This window comes from Variovorax cryoconiti (genome assembly GCF_051216395.1).
Classification (GTDB): Bacteria; Pseudomonadota; Gammaproteobacteria; order Burkholderiales; family Burkholderiaceae_C; genus Variovorax.
On the sequence record NZ_JBPJZI010000004.1, the window covers coordinates 50,609 to 67,304 of the forward strand.

Here is a 16,696-nt window from a genome sequence, read left to right on the forward strand (position 1 = left end):
AAAAGTGGATGGGGCGCTACTGCATGGTCATGCCGGACTGCTTGACCAGCCGTTCGGTCTTGACCAGTTCCTTGGCGATGACCGACTCGAATTCCTTGCGGCCGCCCACGGCGGGCTCCGCGCCGGCGGCGGCGAACTTCAGCTTGAAGTCCGGGTCCTTCATCAGCTTGGTCAGCGATGCATCGAGCTTGTCGAGGATGGGCTTGGGCGTGCCCTGCGGCGCCACGATGCCGTACCAGACCACCACGTCGAAGTCGGGGTAGCCCTGCTCGGCGATCGTGGGGATGCTGGGTGCGATCAGCGAGCGCTGCGGACTGGTCACGCCCAGCGCGCGCAGCTTGCCGTCGGCGACGAAGGGCATGCTGGTCACGATGGTGTCGAAGAACATCGACACCTCGCCGCTCACCACCGCCGGCAGCGCCTGCGCCGCGCCCTTGTACGGCACGTGGAGGATGTCGATGCCCGCCACGGCGCGCAGCATTTCGCCGGCCAGGTGCGAGGTGGTGCCGGCGCCGAAGGACGCATAGGTCAGCTTGCCGGGGTTGGCTTTGGCGTAGGCCACCATTTCCTGCACCGTCTTGAACGGCATCGCCGGGTTCACCACCAGCATGTTGGGCGTATAGGCGACCAGCGCGACCTTCTCGAAGGCTTCGGGGCTGTAGTTGAGCTTCTTGAAGGTGAAGCGGTTCGTCACCATCGACGCCGGACCGGACATCAGCAGCGTGTAGCCGTCGGCCGGCGCGCGGGCCGCCAGCTCGCTGCCGATCAGCGTGGCCGCGCCGGGCTTGTTGTCGACGACGAAGCTCTGCTGCAGGTCGGTCGTCAGGCCGTTGGCGATCAGGCGGGTCAGCTGGTCGGTGCCGCCACCGGCACCGAAGGGGACGATGATCTTCACGGGTTGGGTGGGCCAGGGGGTGGCCGGCGTCTGGGCCATGCCGTGGGACGCGAAAACCGCCGCCAGGAGCGCGACGCAGCGTTGGAGCGAGCGCAATGTCATTGCATACCTCTTGCAGATTGTGGATAAAAAGACATCGACAATTTCGCAATTAGCATGCCTGAATCAATACCTCGAATTGCTGCAATTTCGGAAATACGGAATTGGCACGCGAACCCGCAGGCCGTTTGCACTGAATTGAACGGGGCGCATGAATCGGTGCGCTTTTGACGGCCCGATTGCGTGCGCGGAAGACGGCGCTACGCGTTCTTGGGCGCGTCCGGCGCCATGAATTTCTCGAGGCTGGCGATGGTTCGCTCGGCATGCTGGCGCAGCACCCTCTCGACTTCTTCCGCCGGCCCGGCCCGCAGCGCGTCGATGATGTAGCCATGGGCGCTGCGCGAGCGGTTGGGACGGTCGGACTTTTCCAGCCACAGCCGCATGTGTGGCTCGACCACCGAATGCAGCGATGAAATCTGCCGCATCAGGCGCGGGTTGTGGCTCAGCGAGCACAGGTATTCATGGAATTGACGGTGCAGCGACACCCATTCCTGGACATCGTCCTCGGCCAATTCCATTTGCCGGATCAGGTCCTCCAGCACCGCAATGTGCTTTTCCTGAATCGCGCTGAAAGCGACCCGCGCGGCCAGGCCTTCCAGCACGGCGCGCATCTGGAACACCTCGACCATTTCGGTGGTCGACAATTTGCGCACCACCGCCCCGCGGTGCGGCCGGATGTCGACCAGGCCCTCGGTCGCCAGGCGGCGGAAAGCCTCGCGCACCGGCATGCGGCTGGTGCCGATCTCGGTGGCGATCTCCTCGGGAATCAGCCGGTCGCCCGCCCGGTACTGCCCGCTGCGGATGCGCTGGATGATGTGGCTGTAGGCCTCTTCCTCGGCGGTGAACGACGGCGTCAGGCCGGTCAGGCGGTGGATGTCCGTCATGCGCAACCTCCGGCCCACGGCTCGACCAAACCATGCTGAATGTAACTTTGTATCCACATATACGTGGATGGAGTCTAGGTGGGTTGGCGTGCCGGCGCAAGCCTTCGGGGGGCGCTTAAGAAGAAGCGACGTCGCCGCGCGCGTTCGCCACAGCGCGCGCCAGATGCTGCACGTCAGCCACGACCAGGGCCTTGCCGTCCTTCTGCAGCACACCCCGGCGCACCAGCGCGTTCAGCTCGCGCGTGACCTGTTCGCGGTTGGTGCTGATCTGGCTGGCCAGCGCCGCGTGCTTGGGCGACGGCTCCAGCCGGGCACGGTTGTCCGTCACGCCGGCGGCCTGCGCCATGCGCAGCAGCTCGGCCTGCAGGCGCTGGGGCACCTCGAGCGTGCTGAGGTCGATGATGCGTTCGGACAACTGGCGCACCAGCGACGCCAGCCGGAGCATCACGCGCTCGGCCAGCAGCGGCTCCTCGCGCAGCAGCGTGCGGAAGTCGGCCGGCGCCAGGCTGGCCAGCACGCTGGGCTGCAGCGTGAGCACGTCGGCCGAGCGCGGCCCGCCGTCGATGGCCGCCAGTTCACCGAACAGCTCGCCCTCGCCGCAGTCGCGGAAGGTGACCTGGCGGCCGCTGACGGCGTAGGTGGTGATGCGCACGCGCCCCGACACGATGAAGTAGACGTCGCCCTCGTCCTGCGCCCGCAGCACCAGCGGCTGGTCGGCCTCGACGCTCTGCCAGCGGCAGGCCTGCGCGACGCGGTCGAGCCGGTCGTCGGGCAGCGCGTCGAACAGGGCGACCCGGCGCAGCGCAAGGGAAGAACGGACGGTGGGGTGGGACATGCGGAAGGGGCGCCAGGGCGCGCGGATTATGCTCGGGCGCCCCTTCGAGCCGCCTGCATGCCCGTCCGTTCCCCGCCCCGCCTCACCCTGCCCACACGGCGCAACCTGCGGTGGACCAGCGGCCTGATCCTGCTGGGCTACGTCACCGGCCATCTGCTCAACCATGCGCTGGGCCTGGTGTCGCTGGCCTTCGCCGAAGCGGTGCTGCGGGCGGTGCACGGCTTCTGGCACAGCCTGCCGGGCACGCTGCTGCTGTACGGCGCGGCTGCCACGCACCTGGCGCTGGCGCTGCAGGGCGTGTGGGAGCGCCGCAGCCTGCGCATGCCGCCGATCGAGGCGGTGCGGCTGCTGCTGGGCTTCTCGTTGCCGCTGCTGCTCGCAGCGCACCTGAGCGCCATGCGCTGGGCCTACGAAGTCTTCGCGCTGCAGCCGTCGTATGCGCGGGTGGTGCGTGGGCTGTGGAGCGTCGGCGGAGCGAGTGGCCAGTTCGCACTGATGGCCGCCGCCTGGGCGCATGGTTGCCTCGGCGTGCACCTGGCGCTGCGGGCACAGGCCGACTACCGGCGGCATTCGCACCTGCTGCTGGTCGCGGCGGTGCTGCTGCCGGTGCTGGCCGCGGCCGGTTTCCTCGGCATGGGACGCGAACTGCAATGGTCGGGCACGGTGCCGCCGCAGGTGCCCACGCCAGCGCAGGGCGTGGCGATCGACCGGGCCGAACGCCACATCGAACTCTTCTACGGCCTGCTGCTGCTCGCCGTGTTCGCGGCGCGCGGATTGCGCCTGCGCCGCGAGCGCCGGCCGGGCGCGTCGATCGCGCTGCGCTACCCCGGGCGCAGCGTGCACGTGCCGCGCGGCTGGAGCGTGCTCGAAGCCAGCCGCGCGCACGGCATCGCGCACCTGTCGGTGTGCGGCGGCCGGGCGCGCTGCTCGACCTGCCGCGTGCGCGTGAGCGGCCCCGCAGAACACCTGGACGCGCCGGGCCGCGACGAGCGCCGCACGCTGGCCCGTGTGCGCGCACCGGCCGACGTGCGCCTGGCCTGCCAGTTGCGGCCGCAGGGCGACCTCGCGGTCACACCGCTGTTCGAAACCGGCGCCGCCGCGCAGCCCGCCCGCTTCGGCCGCGAGCGCGACGTGGCGATCCTCTTCGTCGACCTGCGTCGCTGGTCGGGCCTGTCGGAGAACCAGTGGCCCTTCGACCTGGCCTACCTGCTGGAGCGCTACTTCGCCACCGTCGGTGCCGCGGTGCGCGACAGCGGTGGCGTGCCCAACCAGTTCATCGGCGACAGCGTGATGGCGATCTTCGGGCTCGACGTCGACCTGCCCACGGCCTGCCGCCAGGCCATGGATGCCGCCGCGCTGATCGGCGAGCGCATGGACGCCTGGGGCGACGGCTTCGAGGCGCAGTTCGGCCATCGGCTCGACTTCGGCATGGGCCTGCACGCCGGGCGCACTGCCGTCGGTGAGGTCGGTTACCTCGAGACGACCACCTTCACCGCCGTGGGCGAGGTGGTCAACACCGCGAGCCGGCTGCAGGACCATTCGAAGGCGGCCGATGCGCGGCTGGTGGTGTCGGTGTTCGCGGCACGGCAGGCCGGCATGGCCGACCGGTTCGGCGCGGCACACACGGTTCGGCTGCGCGGCCGCGCCGAAGCGCTCGAGGTGCTGCACGTGCCGCGCCCCGCACGAGCCGGCCCCACGGTGACCTGAGGAAAAACGTGCGCCAGCGCACATCGCGCGGACGCACCGGCGAAGAGACTTCATCGGCCAGCCATCGCCGCCCTCGGCGACGGCAACCACCACGAAAGGATCTTCACCATGCAAGCCAAGCAACTCCTCGCCCTCACCGCCCTGGTCGCTGCCGCCGTCACGGCCGGCACCGCCGCCGCGCAGACCGTCCCGGCCGAAGCCTGGGTCGGCACGCCGATCACCGCCACCGGCGCCGTGAATCGCGCCGACGTCGCGGCCGACCTGCAGCGCAACGCGCGCGTCGCTGCGGCAGCGCCCGAAGCCTGGGTCGGCACGCAGGCCTCGGCCGGCATCGCCGCCGGCTCGCTCAGCCGCGCCGAGGTGCAGGCCGATCTGAACCTGTGGCGCCGCGCCGGCCTGGAAACGGCCTCGCTGGCCGACACGAACGACAGCACCAGCCCGGCCCATGCCAAGCAGGTCGCCGCCTACCAGCGCGCCCGCCAGAGCGGCGTCTACACCGCTGAACTGCAACGTGTGCAAGGTGCTACCGGCAGCGCCGCCGCCGGCCAAGCCACGCCCGCGGCGCAGTAAGCGATGGACACCGCACGCACCGACGCACTCGGCAAACTGCTGCTTCGCATCACCCTCGGCGGCCTGCTGCTCGTGCACGGCCTGTGGAAGATCTTCAACGGCGCCGACGGCATCTACCGCATGGTCGGCGCCGCCGGCCTGCCGACCGCCATCGGCCACCTCGTCTACGTCGGCGAGGTGCTCGCACCGTTGCTGGTGCTGGTCGGCCTGTTCGCCCGGCCAGCCGCGCTGGTGATCGCCTTCCACATGGTCGTGGCGCTGCTGCTGGCCCACACCAGCCAGTTCTTCACGCTGTCCAAGAGCGGCGGCTGGGCGCTGGAGCTGCAGGCCTTCTTCCTGCTGAGCGCCCTGGTCATCGCGCTGCAGGGCGCCGGCCCGCTGCGCGTGGGCAAGCCCGCCACCCACTGGTGGCAGTGAGCCCGGCGCCTGCGCCGCGTCAAGGCACCAGCCGGTAGCCCACGGCCGTTTCGGTCAGCAGGTGCTTCGGCTGGGCCGGGTCGGCCTCGAGCTTCTGCCGCAGGTGGCCCATGTAGATGCGCAGGTAGTGGCTCTGTTCCGAATGCGAGGGGCCCCACACCTCGCGCAGCAACTGCCGCTGCGTGATCACCCGGCCCGCGTTCGCCACCAGCACGCCGAGCAACCGGTACTCGGTGGGCGTGAGATGCACCTCGGCGCCCGCGCGCCGCACCAGCCGCGCGGCGCGGTCGACCTCGATCTCGCCGAAGCGGAACAGCGGCTCGCCCACCTCGGCATTCGCCCCGTTGCCCGCCGCCGCGCGCGGCCGGCGCAGGTTGGCCCGCACGCGCGCCAGCAACTCGCCGGTGCCGAAGGGCTTGGTCAGGTAGTCGTCGGCACCGGCGTCGAGCGCGGCGATCTTGTCGGCCTCGTCGATGCGCGCTGACAGCACGATGATCGGCACCGCTGACCAGCCGCGCACGTCGCGGATCAGGCCCACGCCGTCGCCGTCAGGCAGGCCCAGGTCGAGCACCAACAGGTCGGGTTGGCGCGTGCCGGCTGCGGCCAGGCCGTCGCGCAGGGTGCCGGCCTCGTGCACCAGCCAGCCTTCGGACTCCAGCGCGCCGCGCACGAAACGGCGGATCTGCGGTTCGTCCTCGATGACGATGGCAACAGGTGGGGACATGGCTTCAAGAAGGTAGGTCGTCGTCGGCCTCGGCCGATGCGGGAGGTGTTCGGCGCGGCAGCGTGACCGTGAATTCTGCGCCGCCGCCCGAAGCGTTGGCGGCCGTGATGTCGCCGCCGTGCGCGCCGACGATGGCCTTGCAGATCGCAAGCCCCAACCCGACGCCCGGCGTGGCCGACTCGGTCTGCCCGCGCGTGAACTTGTCGAACAGCAACTGCTCGCGGCCGCGCAGCGCCGCCGGCAGCCCCGGGCCGTGGTCGCGCACCGACAGCACCAGCGCATCCGCCGTCGCCTGCGCGCCCACGACGATGGGCGGCGCGCCGTACTTGGCCGCGTTCTCCAGCAGATTGACCAGCACACGCTCGATCAGCACCGCGTCGAACTCGACCAGCGGCAGCGCCGGCGCGAGCGCGGTCTGCACCACGCGACCGCCCAGCGCCGGGCCCGCCGAGCGGATGGCCGCGCCGACCACCTCCTCCACCGATTGCCAGTCGCGCCGCAGGCTCACGGCACCGCCCGCGCCGCCCGCTTCGAGCCGCGCCATGTCGAGCAGGTTGTTGACCAGCGCATGCAGCGCGCGGGCCTGCGCGACGATGGCCTGCGCGGTCTCGCCGCGCTCGCTGGATTCACCCGGCCCGGCCGTCTGCAGCGACTCGGCCAGGCCGATGAGCGCGGTCAGCGGTGTGCGCACGTCGTGCGAGATCGCGCCCAGCAGCGTGTTGCGCAGACGTTCCGATTCCATCTCGACCACGGCCTGCTGCGCCACCTCGACGTAATGCACCCGCTCCAGCGCGATGGCGATCTGCCGCGCCAAGGTTTCCAGTTGCTGCGCCTGTTCGGGGATCAGCAGCCAGCGCGGCTGCGCGGGCTCCAGCGCAAGGACACCGCGGACCCGCATCGGCGCCTTCAATGGCACGTAGTGCCAGGGCTGCGCGGCCAGCGTGGCGGTGGCGAGACCGGCCGGCTGGCCCTGGCGGAAGGCCCAGTCGGCCACGCTGGCATCGAAGCCGGGCGGCGGCGATGCGGGCATGACGAGGCGATCGTTCGCGTCGGTCACCAGCACCAGCGCATGGCCGCCGAAGTGGCCCCGCACCGCCGCCGCGCCGAGTTCGACGACCTGCGCGCTTTCGAGCGCGGCCGACAGCTCGCGCGTGAGTTCGAACAAGGACTGCGCGCGCCGCTCGCGGCTGGTCGACACGCCCGCCGCGAAGCGCAGGCCGGCGGTCAGTTGCCCGACCAGCAGACCGACGCCCAGCATCACCGCGAAGGTGACGACGTACTGCACGTCGCTCACCGCGAACGAGAGCCGCGGCGAGACGAAGAAGAAATCGAAGGCCGCGACGTTGAGCAACGCCGCCAGGGCCGCCGGCCCGCGGCCGAAGCGCATCGCGATGCCAACCACGCCCAGCAGGAACAGCATGACGATGTTCACCTGCTCGAGCACGCCCGAGAGCGGCGTCGCGACCAGCGTGACGGCCACGCCCATGGCCGCGGCCCACAGGTAGCCAGGCCAGCGCGCGTGCGGCCGGTCGGCGTCGTCGGGGATGCCGTCACCGGTCGCCACGTCGCGTGCCGCACCGAGCAAGGTGCGGCCCAGGCGACGTGAGCTTTCCGAACGCGCCGTCTCGACGATGTCGATCGCCGGCTCCAGCCGCGCCAGCTCGCGCGTGAGCGAAGCCGACGGCCACCACCGGCGCCAGCCCGCCACCGGCTCCGCACGTCCCACCACCAGCGTCGCGCAGTTCAACCGCTGCGCCTGCGCGACGAGCGCCTGCGCCACGTCGGCGCCGGTGAGCACCGCGGTCGCCGCGCCCAACTCTTCCGCCAGCTTGAGCACGGCCAGGATCCGGTCGCGCTGCGCGGCCGGCAGGCGCTGCAGCGCCGGCGTCTCGACGTACGCGGCATGCCAGCGCACATTGAGCTGGCCGGCCAGCCGCGCCGCGGTGCGCACCGTCTGCGCCGCACCCTCGTGCGGGCCGACGCAGGCGAGGATCGCGCCCGAGGTGTTCCAGGCCTGCGGGCCGCCTGCGCCATTCTTGCCGTTCGGGCCGGACTGCTCCACCCGCCAGCCGCGCACGTCGTCTTCCACGTGCTCGGCCGTCCGGCGCAAGGCGATCTCGCGCAGCGCGATCAGGTTGCCCTTGCGAAAGAAGTTCTGCGCCGCGCGCTCGGCCTGCTGCGGCAGGTAGACCTTGCCGGCCGCCAGGCGCGCGGTGAGTTCGTCGGGCGTGACGTCGACCAGCACCACCTCGTCGGCCTCGTCGAGCACGGTGTCGGGCACCGTCTCGTGCACCCGCACGCCGGTGATCGCGCCGACGGTGCCGTTGAGGCTCTCGAGATGCTGCACGTTCAGCGCCGACCAGACATCGATGCCGGCGGCCAGCAGTTCCTGCACGTCCTGCCAGCGCTTGGCATGGCGCGAGCCCGGCGCGTTGGAATGCGCGAGCTCGTCGACCAGCAGCACCGCCGGTTGGCGGGCCAGCGCCGCGTCGAGATCGAACTCGGCCAGCGTGCGGCCGCGGTAGGCGATGTCGCGCAGCGGCAGGCGGGCCAGCCCCGTCAGCAGCGCGGCCGTTTCGCTGCGGCCGTGCGTCTCGACCACGCCGATGAGCACGTCGCGGCCGGCCGCGCGTTCGCGCTGTGCGGCGGTGAGCATCGCCCAGGTCTTGCCGACGCCGGCACTCGCGCCGAAGTAGATGCGCAGACGCCCGCGCCGGGCGCGGGCGTCGTCGCTGCGCATCTGCGCGAGCAGCGCGTCGGGGTCGGGGCGGGGGACGTCCATGCGGGGGTTTTACTTCATGGCGTCGAGCGCGAGGTTGAGCGCCAGCACGTTCACGCGCGGCTCGCCGAGGAAGCCGCCGAAGGGCGCTTCGGTGTGGCGTGCGATCAGCGCGTTGACCTGGTCGACCGGCACACCACGCACGCGTGCGACCCGCGGCGCCTGGTAGGCGGCCGCAGCCGGGCTGATGTCCGGGTCCAGCCCGCTGGCCGAGGTGGTGACCAGGTCGACCGGCACCGGCGCCGTGTTGCCCGGGTCGGCCGCACGCAGCGCCTCGACCCGGCCCTTGACCGCATCGACCAACGCCGGGTTCAGCGGCCCCTGGTTGGAGCCGCTCGACGCGGCGGCGTTGTACGCCATCGGCGCGGTAGCGGATGGGCGGCCCCAGAAGTGCTTCGGGTCCGAGAAGCTCTGGCCGATCAGCCGCGAGCCGACGACCTGGCCATCGCGTTCGATCAGGCTGCCGGCCGCCTGGTCGGGGAACACCGCCTTGGCAGCGCCGGTAACGGCCAGGGGGTAGAGCAGCCCGGTGAGCGCGCTCAACAGCACGAAGAGCACGAGGGCGGGACGAAGAATGGTTTTCATGGTGTCTCTTTCAGACGAGGTGCACGGCGACCAGCAGCCAGTCGATCAGCTTGATGCCGATGAAGGGCACGACCAGGCCACCGAGGCCATAGATGGCGAGGTTGCGCCGAAGCAGCGCGGCGGCGCCGACGGGCCGGTAGCGCACGCCCTTCAGTGCCAGCGGGATCAGGAACACGATCACCAGCGCGTTGAAGATCACCGCGCTCAGGATGGCCGACGACGGGCTGGCCAGCTGCATGACGTTGAGCGCACCGAGCTGCGGGTAGGTCGACACGAAGATCGCCGGGATGATCGCGAAGTACTTCGCCACGTCGTTGGCGATCGAGAAGGTGGTGAGCGAGCCGCGCGTCATCAGCAGCGCCTTGCCGGTCTCGACCACCTCGAGCAGCTTGGTCGGGTTGGAGTCGAGGTCGACCATGTTGCCGGCCTCCTTCGCGGCCTGCGTGCCGCTGCCCATCGCCACCGCCACGTCGGCCTGCGCCAGCGCGGGGGCGTCGTTGGTGCCGTCGCCGGTCATCGCCACCAGGCGGCCTTCGGCCTGGTACTTTCGGATCAGCGCCAGCTTGTCTTCGGGCGTGGCCTCGGCCAGGAAGTCGTCGACGCCCGCCTCGGCCGCGATGGCGGCGGCGGTGAGCTTGTTGTCGCCGGTGATCATCACCGTCTTGATGCCCATGGCGCGCAGTTCGGCGAAGCGCGACTGGATGCCGGTCTTGACAATGTCCTTGAGCTCGACAACGCCGAGCACGCGATTGCCTTCGGCCACGGCCAGCGGCGTGCTGCCGCGGCGCGCGACTTCGTCGGCGACGCGCAGCACCTCGGGCGCCATGTGGCCGCCCAGCGCCTCGACATGCTTGCGCACCGCTTCGACGGCGCCTTTGCGCAGCAGGATCGCGTCGGCGTCGAGGCTGTTGGCAGCGGCCGGCAGGTCGACGCCGCTCATGCGCGTCTGCGCCGTGAAGGGCACGAAGCCCGCACCCGCGACGGCGCTGTCGTCGGTACCACCGCGGCGGGCCAGCTCGACGATGCTGCGGCCTTCGGGGGTCTCGTCGGGCAGCGAGGCCAGCAGCGCGGCGCGCGACAGGCGATCGGCCGTCACGCCCGGTGCCGCCATGAAGGCGCTGGCCTGGCGGTTGCCGTGCGTGATGGTGCCGGTCTTGTCGAGCAGCAGCACGTCGACGTCGCCGGCGGCTTCCACCGCGCGGCCCGAGGTGGCGATCACGTTGGCCTGCATCATGCGGCTCATGCCGGCCACGCCCACGGCCGACAGCAGGCCGCCGATGGTGGTCGGGATCAGGCACACCAGCAGCGCGACCAGCGCGGTCAACGACACCACCGAGCCCGTGCCCATCGCGCTCACGCTGAACACCGAGAACGGCAGCAGCGTGACAGTCACCATCAGGAAGACGATGGTCAGTGCGACCAGCAGGATGGTCAGCGCGATCTCGTTGGGCGTCTTGTGGCGCTTGGCGGCCTCGACCATGCCGATCATGCGGTCGAGGAAGGATTCGCCCGGGTTCACCGAGATGCGCACCACCAGCCAGTCCGACAGCACGCGGGTGCCGCCAGTCACGGCCGAGAAATCGCCGCCCGACTCGCGCACCACCGGTGCCGATTCGCCGGTGATGGCGCTTTCGTCGACCGAGGCCACGCCTTCGATGACTTCGCCGTCGAGCGGGATCACGTCGCCCGTCTCGACCAGCACGACGTCGCCCTTGCGGAGGTTCGGCGCCTGCTCGGGAAGGAAGGTCGATCCATGGAACGGCTCCTTGAGCTTCTTGGCCCAGGTGTCCTTGCGCAGCCCGCGCAGCGACGCCGCCTGCGCCTTGCTGCGGCCTTCGGCCAGCGCTTCGGCGAAGTTGGCGAACAGCACCGTGAACCACAGCCAGATGGTGATGGCCAGCACGAAGGCCGGCGGCATGCCCGTGTCACCGGGGAAGCTCAGCGCATGCACCCAGAGCAGCGTCGTGAGGATGCTGCCGATGTAGACGATGAACATCACCGGGTTGCGCCATTGCACCCGCGGGCTCAGCTTGGCGACGGCGCCCCACAACGCGGGCCTGACCAGCGCCATGTCGAAGAGCGAAAGGGAATTTGCAGTTTTCGAGGTCATGGTGCGACCCTCACTTCCAGAGCATCAAGTGCTCGACGACCGGACCCAGCGCGAGCGAGGGCACGTAATTGAGCAGGCCGACCAGCAGCACGGTGCCCACCAGCAGCACGACGAACAGCGGGCCGTGCGTGGGCATGGTGCCGGCCGTGACCGGCAGGCGTTTCTTGGCGGCCAGCGCGCCGGCGATGGCGAGCACCGGCACGATCATCCCGAAGCGGCCGATCCACACGGCCACGCCGAGCAGCGCGTTGTAGAACGGGGTGTTGGCCGACAGGCCCGCGAAGGCGCTGCCGTTGTTGTTGCCGGCCGAGGTCAAGGCGTAGAGGATTTCCGAGAAGCCGTGCGCGCCGGGGTTGGCGATGCCCGCCTTGCCCCCGCCCATGCTCACCGCCAGCGCCGTGCCCGCCAGCACGATGATCGGCGTGATCAGGATGGCGATCGAGGTCAGCTTCATCTCGTGCACCTCGATCTTCTTGCCGAGATACTCGGGTGTGCGGCCGATCATCAGGCCGGCGATGAACACCGCCAGGATCGCGAAGATCAGCATGCCGTAGAGCCCGCTGCCGACACCACCGAAGACCACCTCGCCCAGCTGCATCAGCACGATCGGCACCATGCCGCCCAGCGGCGTGAACGAATCGTGCATGGCGTTCACCGCACCGCACGAGGCCGCCGTGGTGATGGCCGCGAACAGCGCCGACGCGGTGATGCCGAAGCGCGTTTCCTTGCCTTCCATGTTGCCGCCGGCCTGCAGCGCGGACGCCATCTGGTCGACGCCCAGCGGCTGCAGCAAGGGGTTGCCCGCCTGCTCGGCCGGGATGATGACGACCACCGCGGCGACGAACAGCACCGTCATCGCGGCCAGCACCGCCCAGCCCTGGCGCAGGTCGCCGACCACGCGGCCGAAGGCGAAGCACAGCGCCACCGGGATCAGCAGGATCGCCAGCATCTGCATGAAGTTCGAGAGCGCCGTCGGGTTCTCGTAGGGGTGCGCGGAGTTGGCGTTGAAGAAGCCGCCACCGTTGGTGCCGAGCATCTTGATCGCCTCCTGCGACGCGACCGGGCCCATGGCCAGCGTCTGTGTCGTGGTGCTGGCGTCTTCCATCACCGGCGCACCGGACGCATCCTTCAGCGGCTGACCGTCGGCATCGTTCTTCGGCTGCTGGTAGGCGAGCGTCTCGACCGTGGTTACGGTCTTGTACGCGTCGAAGTTCTGGATCACGCCCTGGCCGGCGAAGAAGATCGCCAGCACGAAGGAGATCGGCAGCAGCAGCCAGGCGGTGATGCGTGTGATGTCGACCCAGAAGTTACCGACCGATCCCTGGCCATCGGTGCTGCGCGCAGCGAAGCCGCGGGCCAGCGCGAAGGCCACCGCGATGCCCGTGGCAGCCGACAGGAAGTTCTGCACCGTGAGGCCGAGCATCTGCGTGAGATAGCTCATGGTCGCCTCGCCGGCGTAGCCTTGCCAGTTGGTGTTGGTGACGAAGCTCACCGCCGTGTTGAACGACGAGTCGGGCGACACCGCGGCCATGCCGGCCGGGTTGAGCGGCAGCAGGGCCTGCAGGCGTTGCAGGCCATAGACGGCCAAGGCGCCGATGGCGTTGAAGGCCAGCAGCGCGAAGGCGTAGGTGCGCCAGTGCATCGACTCACCGGGCGCGACGCCCGCGAGCTTGAAGAGTGGCATCTCGACCCGCTGCATCCAGCGCGGCAGGCGGCCGTCGCACAGCGCGGCGATGAAGCGGCCGAGCGGCCAGCCCAGCACGACCAGCACGAGCAGCAGCAGGACCAGCAGGCCCCAGGCAGAAGTGGTCATGTCAGAACTCCTCCGCGCAGATCAGTGCGAAGACGAGGTACGCGAAGAGGATGACGGCGATCAGGCCGCCCGCGCCGTAGAGCACGTCGAGGCTGATCACGGCCGTGCTCCCGATGACGACGCTGCCTGCGTCTTTTCCCGGCCCTTCGGCGACGCGAGCTTGTTCAGCCCCACCACCATCTCGGCAACGGCTACCCACAACACGGCGACCGCCGCGATCCATACGATGTCCATCTGTCACTCCTCTGATCGAGACACGGCCGTGAGTCTCGACAAAGGCCCGTAAAAACGGGGAACAGAGGCGGCGCGGTGCCGTAAAGAAGGCGTAAAAATGGGCGGACGGCTGCGCAGCCGCGCCTCTCCACCACCGACGATCAAACCGGAAACTCTCGTGCCTTCTCCCCTCCGCATCCGCCCCATCGCAGACGCCGACTTTGCGGCCTGGAAACCGCTCTGGGACGGCTACAACACTTTCTACGGACGCAGCGGCGAGACGGCCCTGCCCGAAGCGATCACCCGTGCCACCTGGTCACGCTTTCTCGACCCGCAGGAACCGATGCACGCGCGGGTCGCGGAAAGCGCCGACGGCGTGATCGGCCTGGTGCACTTTCTCTTTCACCGCAGCACGATCCAGCTGAACCCGACCTGCTACCTGCAAGACCTCTTCACGGTGGAGGCCGCACGCGGCCAGGGCGTGGCCCGCGCGCTCATCGAGGAGGTCTACCGCAGTGCCGCCGAGGCCGGCGCCGGGCGGGTGTACTGGCAGACGCACGAAACGAACCACACGGCCATGCGGCTCTACGACCAGGTGGCTGACAAGTCGGGCTTCCTGGTCTACCGCAAGCTGCTGTGACCGCGCTCAGGGCAGCGAGCAGACGCTGACCGCGAGCTTGCAGGGTTCGGTCGGCAGGTGGCCGTCGCATTGCGACACCGCGGCCTGGCCGGCCGCCTTTCGGTCCGGCCCGACGGCCGTGCCCCATTCGCCGAAATTGCCGGTGGCCAGCGCCGCGCAGCTGCGGTCGAAGTAGACGCGCACCTCGCAACGCGTCGAGCGTTCGGCGGCGCCCTCGCACTGGGCACGCGCCAAGCGCTCGGCGGCGGCGCGGCTGGCCTGGTTGAACGAATAGCCGTAGCCGCCGGGACGCGCGGCGATCGCGCCCCAGCTGGGCGCGGCGGCCGACGCGGGCGTTGCGCAAAAATGCAGGCAGGCGAATGCCAGCAGTGCTTGCTTCGTGTACTTCAGGAAATCCATGACGCCGAAGGTTAGCCGCTCGACGGCCGGCACCTTGTAAGCCTTGGGGCCTGTTGACGCTATTTCCGGGAATAGCGTCAACAGGCCCTAATCGCGCACCACGTCCACTGCGGCCTTGAAGACGTAGCCTGCGCCGCGCTCGGTGACGATGAGCGTCGGCGCGCGCGGGTCGGCTTCCATCTTGCGGCGCAGCCGGCCGACCTGCACGTCGACCGAGCGGTCGTACACCTCGGCGTTGTGCAGGCGCGAGAGGTCGAGCAACTGCTCGCGCGCCAGCACGCGCTGGGGCGCCGACAGGAAGGCGATCAGCAGGTTGAACTCGCCGTTGCGCAGCGGCACGGTACGGCCGTCGGGCGCGGCCAGGCGGCGCAGGCGCAGGTTCAGGTCCCAGCCGGCGAAGCGGTAGGCGCGGATGTTGGCCACCGTGTCGGCCAGCGTCTCGTGCATGCGGGTGCGGCGCAGTAGTGCACGGATGCGCGCCAGCAGCACGCGCGGCGAGAAGGGTTTGGTGAGGTAGTCGTCGGCGCCGAGCTCGAGGCCCATCACGCGGTCGGCATCGTCCTGGCGGCCGGTGAGGATGATGATCGGCAGCTTGGACGTGGCCCGCAGCTTGCGCGCGATGTCCATGCCGTCCTCGCCCTTGAGGCGCAGGTCCAGCAGCACCAGGTCGACCGCCTCGCGCGCCAGCACCTTCGACATCTCCTGCTCGTCCGGCACCGCCGTGACGCGCATGTCGTAGTCGCCCAGGTAGGTGGTGATGAGGTCGCGCACGGACGGGTCGTCGTCCACGGCGAGGACGTGCGTCGAACCGGTCTCGCCACTCTCATGCATGGCTCATTTTCCCTCAGCCTCGAACGATTTCACGCCGATTCTGTGTCCGATGACACATCGGGCCATCCGTCGGGCATGCAAAGTGGTCGCGGGCGGTTTTCAATGGCACCACAACACGCGCACCGGCCAAGCCCCCAGCGCCCCATCGGAAAGAGACAGTCGCCACCGTGCCCCATGCCTACCGTATCGCCATCGTCGAGAGCGACGACCTCATGCGCCAGTTGATCGTGCAGTGGTTGACGGAGGCCGGCCACGCGGTGACGGTCGCTCAGCCCGACACGCTGGCCGACCTGCAGGTCGATCTGGTCATCGCCAACGTGTCCAGCCCGCGTTCGGCGGCACCGCTGGTGCGCCGACTGAAGGCGCTGCAGCATGTGCCGCTGATCCTGCTCTCGGCCCGCCTGGGCCGCGGCCAGGGCGCGTCGGCGCCGCTGATCGGCCTGCTCGGCGCCACCGCCGTGCTGCCCAAGCCCTTCACCCACGGCGAGCTGATGCGGGCGGTCGAGACGGCGATGGCCTGACGGGGGCGGGGCGCACGGTCAGCGCGGCGCGGCGCCGCCCAGGAACATGTCGACCGCACGCTCGACCATCGCCGTGATCTGCCGCGCCGACAGCGGCGTCGGGTTCTGCTGGTACAGCCGCAGGTCGGTCTCGGACCTCACAAGTCCCAGGAAGTGCAGCGCCATGACATGCGGATCGGCGCGACGCACTTCGCCACGCTCCATCGCCTTCTTCAGCAGGATCGCGAGCGCCTTGACGCTCTCGCGCGGGCCGGCCTCGTAGAACAACTCGCCGACCGGCGAACGGCCGGCCTCCGCAACCACCATGCGATAGACCGCGAGGGCGCAGGTGTCGTTGGTCAGCACCATCAGCATCCGTTCCCCGAAGCCGACCAGCACGTCGGCGATGGGCAAGGGCACCTCCGGTTCGCGCTGGATTTCTTCCACGGCCTCGCACAGATGCGAGGTGGCCCAGCACCGGACCACCGCGCCGAACAACGCCTCCTTGGACGGGAAGTAGCGGTAGAGCGTGGCCTTGGAGCCTTGCAGACGGGTGGCCAGTTCGTTCATGGAGGCGCCTTCGAAACCGAACTCCTGGAACAGCTGACTCGCCGCTTCCACGATGGCCGTGCGACGCGCTTCGGTCAGTACCTTCATGGCGCTTTCATTTTTTTGACGAAACCCAACTGTACTTT

The 16,696-nt window shown here is 69.8% G+C and carries 19 protein-coding genes; 6 read left to right on the forward strand and 13 right to left on the reverse strand.

The window, feature by feature from the left end; translation table 11 throughout:
• Nucleotides 1-16: 16 nt before the first annotated feature.
• Complete coding sequence (locus ACSFA2_RS11975) at nucleotides 17-997, reverse strand: Bug family tripartite tricarboxylate transporter substrate binding protein (RefSeq protein ID WP_435455560.1); 981 nt, start codon at nucleotides 995-997, stop codon at nucleotides 17-19.
• On the opposite strand from ACSFA2_RS11975, the gene ACSFA2_RS11980 reads away from it, so the two are divergent.
• A complete protein-coding gene (locus tag ACSFA2_RS11980; RefSeq protein ID WP_435455895.1) occupies nucleotides 885-1,136 on the forward strand; it encodes a hypothetical protein in 252 nt (83 codons plus the stop codon). The genes ACSFA2_RS11975 and ACSFA2_RS11980 overlap by 113 nt on opposite strands.
• A gap of 58 nt (nucleotides 1,137-1,194) precedes the next feature.
• Here the strand turns inward: ACSFA2_RS11980 and ACSFA2_RS11985 are convergent, their stop codons facing one another.
• Complete coding sequence (locus ACSFA2_RS11985; RefSeq protein ID WP_435455561.1) at nucleotides 1,195-1,878, reverse strand: GntR family transcriptional regulator; 684 nt, start codon at nucleotides 1,876-1,878, stop codon at nucleotides 1,195-1,197.
• Between the two features lie 115 nt (nucleotides 1,879-1,993).
• Nucleotides 1,994-2,713, reverse strand: coding sequence for a Crp/Fnr family transcriptional regulator (locus tag ACSFA2_RS11990; protein WP_435455562.1), 720 nt, complete (start codon nucleotides 2,711-2,713; stop codon nucleotides 1,994-1,996).
• A gap of 57 nt (nucleotides 2,714-2,770) precedes the next feature.
• Here ACSFA2_RS11990 and ACSFA2_RS11995 point away from each other — a divergent pair, with 57 nt between their 5' ends.
• The 3 genes from ACSFA2_RS11995 (at nucleotide 2,771) to ACSFA2_RS12005 (ending at nucleotide 5,407) form a co-directional block, all read left to right on the forward strand.
• On the forward strand, nucleotides 2,771-4,420 hold the full coding sequence (locus ACSFA2_RS11995) for an adenylate/guanylate cyclase domain-containing protein (protein WP_435455563.1): 1,650 nt from the start codon (nucleotides 2,771-2,773) through the stop codon (nucleotides 4,418-4,420).
• Between the two features lie 108 nt (nucleotides 4,421-4,528).
• Nucleotides 4,529-4,990, forward strand: coding sequence for a DUF4148 domain-containing protein (locus ACSFA2_RS12000; protein ID WP_435455564.1), 462 nt, complete (start codon nucleotides 4,529-4,531; stop codon nucleotides 4,988-4,990).
• 3 nt (nucleotides 4,991-4,993) lie between these two features.
• Complete coding sequence (locus ACSFA2_RS12005) at nucleotides 4,994-5,407, forward strand: DoxX family protein (protein WP_435455565.1); 414 nt, start codon at nucleotides 4,994-4,996, stop codon at nucleotides 5,405-5,407.
• A 19-nt stretch (nucleotides 5,408-5,426) separates the two neighbouring features.
• On the opposite strand, the gene kdpE is transcribed toward ACSFA2_RS12005, so the two are convergent.
• The 7 genes from kdpE to ACSFA2_RS12040 are packed head-to-tail and all read right to left on the reverse strand — an operon-like array spanning nucleotide 5,427 to nucleotide 13,652.
• The gene (gene kdpE / locus ACSFA2_RS12010; RefSeq protein ID WP_435455566.1) at nucleotides 5,427-6,131 is read right to left on the reverse strand and encodes a two-component system response regulator KdpE; all 705 of its coding nucleotides are present in this window, start codon (nucleotides 6,129-6,131) and stop codon (nucleotides 5,427-5,429) included.
• 4 nt (nucleotides 6,132-6,135) lie between these two features.
• Entirely contained in the window at nucleotides 6,136-8,913 is a 2,778-nt protein-coding gene (locus tag ACSFA2_RS12015; RefSeq protein WP_435455567.1) for a DUF4118 domain-containing protein, read from the reverse strand.
• A 9-nt stretch (nucleotides 8,914-8,922) separates the two neighbouring features.
• Nucleotides 8,923-9,495 (reverse strand): potassium-transporting ATPase subunit KdpC, encoded by a 573-nt coding sequence (gene kdpC, locus ACSFA2_RS12020; protein ID WP_435455568.1) that lies wholly within the window; start codon nucleotides 9,493-9,495, stop codon nucleotides 8,923-8,925.
• 10 nt (nucleotides 9,496-9,505) lie between these two features.
• Entirely contained in the window at nucleotides 9,506-11,605 is a 2,100-nt protein-coding gene (gene kdpB, locus ACSFA2_RS12025) for a potassium-transporting ATPase subunit KdpB (RefSeq protein ID WP_435455569.1), read from the reverse strand.
• Between the two features lie 10 nt (nucleotides 11,606-11,615).
• The gene (kdpA, locus tag ACSFA2_RS12030; protein WP_435455570.1) at nucleotides 11,616-13,418 is read right to left on the reverse strand and encodes a potassium-transporting ATPase subunit KdpA; all 1,803 of its coding nucleotides are present in this window, start codon (nucleotides 13,416-13,418) and stop codon (nucleotides 11,616-11,618) included.
• Between the two features lies 1 nt (nucleotide 13,419).
• A complete protein-coding gene (gene kdpF, locus ACSFA2_RS12035; protein ID WP_262073316.1) occupies nucleotides 13,420-13,518 on the reverse strand; it encodes a K(+)-transporting ATPase subunit F in 99 nt (32 codons plus the stop codon).
• Nucleotides 13,515-13,652, reverse strand: a complete 138-nt coding sequence (locus ACSFA2_RS12040) for a hypothetical protein (protein ID WP_435455571.1) — start codon at nucleotides 13,650-13,652, stop codon at nucleotides 13,515-13,517. Before ACSFA2_RS12040 ends, kdpF begins: the two co-directional genes overlap by 4 nt.
• Before the next feature lie 157 nt (nucleotides 13,653-13,809).
• Here ACSFA2_RS12040 and ACSFA2_RS12045 point away from each other — a divergent pair, with 157 nt between their 5' ends.
• The gene (locus ACSFA2_RS12045) at nucleotides 13,810-14,271 is read left to right on the forward strand and encodes a GNAT family N-acetyltransferase (RefSeq protein WP_435455572.1); all 462 of its coding nucleotides are present in this window, start codon (nucleotides 13,810-13,812) and stop codon (nucleotides 14,269-14,271) included.
• Nucleotides 14,272-14,277: 6 nt separating this feature from the next.
• Here the strand turns inward: ACSFA2_RS12045 and ACSFA2_RS12050 are convergent, their stop codons facing one another.
• Both ACSFA2_RS12050 and ACSFA2_RS12055 read right to left on the reverse strand, forming a co-directional pair.
• A complete protein-coding gene (locus ACSFA2_RS12050) occupies nucleotides 14,278-14,670 on the reverse strand; it encodes a DUF4189 domain-containing protein (RefSeq protein ID WP_435455573.1) in 393 nt (130 codons plus the stop codon).
• Between the two features lie 87 nt (nucleotides 14,671-14,757).
• Nucleotides 14,758-15,501, reverse strand: a complete 744-nt coding sequence (locus ACSFA2_RS12055; protein ID WP_435455574.1) for a response regulator — start codon at nucleotides 15,499-15,501, stop codon at nucleotides 14,758-14,760.
• A gap of 167 nt (nucleotides 15,502-15,668) precedes the next feature.
• Between ACSFA2_RS12055 and ACSFA2_RS12060 the strand changes: the two genes are divergently transcribed.
• Nucleotides 15,669-16,022: a response regulator transcription factor gene (locus ACSFA2_RS12060; RefSeq protein WP_435455575.1), complete on the forward strand. Its 354-nt coding sequence runs from the start codon at nucleotides 15,669-15,671 to the stop codon at nucleotides 16,020-16,022.
• 18 nt (nucleotides 16,023-16,040) lie between these two features.
• Here the strand turns inward: ACSFA2_RS12060 and ACSFA2_RS12065 are convergent, their stop codons facing one another.
• Nucleotides 16,041-16,658, reverse strand: a complete 618-nt coding sequence (locus tag ACSFA2_RS12065; RefSeq protein ID WP_435455576.1) for a TetR/AcrR family transcriptional regulator — start codon at nucleotides 16,656-16,658, stop codon at nucleotides 16,041-16,043.
• Nucleotides 16,659-16,696 lie beyond the last annotated feature (38 nt).

Bases quoted from the DNA above. Each gene is read 5' to 3' on its own strand.
- ACSFA2_RS11990 (WP_435455562.1), bottom strand. From the start codon at position 2,713: ATGTCCCACCCCACCGTCCGTTCTTCCCTTGCGCTGCGCCGGGTCGCC.
- ACSFA2_RS11980 (WP_435455895.1), top strand. From the start codon at position 885: ATGATCTTCACGGGTTGGGTGGGCCAGGGGGTGGCCGGCGTCTGGGCC.
- ACSFA2_RS12065 (WP_435455576.1), bottom strand. From the start codon at position 16,658: ATGAAGGTACTGACCGAAGCGCGTCGCACGGCCATCGTGGAAGCGGCG.
- ACSFA2_RS11995 (WP_435455563.1), top strand. From the start codon at position 2,771: ATGCCCGTCCGTTCCCCGCCCCGCCTCACCCTGCCCACACGGCGCAAC.
- ACSFA2_RS12015 (WP_435455567.1), bottom strand. From the start codon at position 8,913: ATGGACGTCCCCCGCCCCGACCCCGACGCGCTGCTCGCGCAGATGCGC.
- kdpE (WP_435455566.1), bottom strand. From the start codon at position 6,131: ATGTCCCCACCTGTTGCCATCGTCATCGAGGACGAACCGCAGATCCGC.
- ACSFA2_RS12055 (WP_435455574.1), bottom strand. From the start codon at position 15,501: ATGCATGAGAGTGGCGAGACCGGTTCGACGCACGTCCTCGCCGTGGAC.
- ACSFA2_RS12040 (WP_435455571.1), bottom strand. From the start codon at position 13,652: ATGGACATCGTATGGATCGCGGCGGTCGCCGTGTTGTGGGTAGCCGTT.
- ACSFA2_RS12050 (WP_435455573.1), bottom strand. From the start codon at position 14,670: ATGGATTTCCTGAAGTACACGAAGCAAGCACTGCTGGCATTCGCCTGC.
- ACSFA2_RS11985 (WP_435455561.1), bottom strand. From the start codon at position 1,878: ATGACGGACATCCACCGCCTGACCGGCCTGACGCCGTCGTTCACCGCC.
- kdpA (WP_435455570.1), bottom strand. From the start codon at position 13,418: ATGACCACTTCTGCCTGGGGCCTGCTGGTCCTGCTGCTGCTCGTGCTG.
- ACSFA2_RS12005 (WP_435455565.1), top strand. From the start codon at position 4,994: ATGGACACCGCACGCACCGACGCACTCGGCAAACTGCTGCTTCGCATC.
- ACSFA2_RS12000 (WP_435455564.1), top strand. From the start codon at position 4,529: ATGCAAGCCAAGCAACTCCTCGCCCTCACCGCCCTGGTCGCTGCCGCC.
- kdpB (WP_435455569.1), bottom strand. From the start codon at position 11,605: ATGACCTCGAAAACTGCAAATTCCCTTTCGCTCTTCGACATGGCGCTG.
- ACSFA2_RS11975 (WP_435455560.1), bottom strand. From the start codon at position 997: ATGACATTGCGCTCGCTCCAACGCTGCGTCGCGCTCCTGGCGGCGGTT.
- kdpC (WP_435455568.1), bottom strand. From the start codon at position 9,495: ATGAAAACCATTCTTCGTCCCGCCCTCGTGCTCTTCGTGCTGTTGAGC.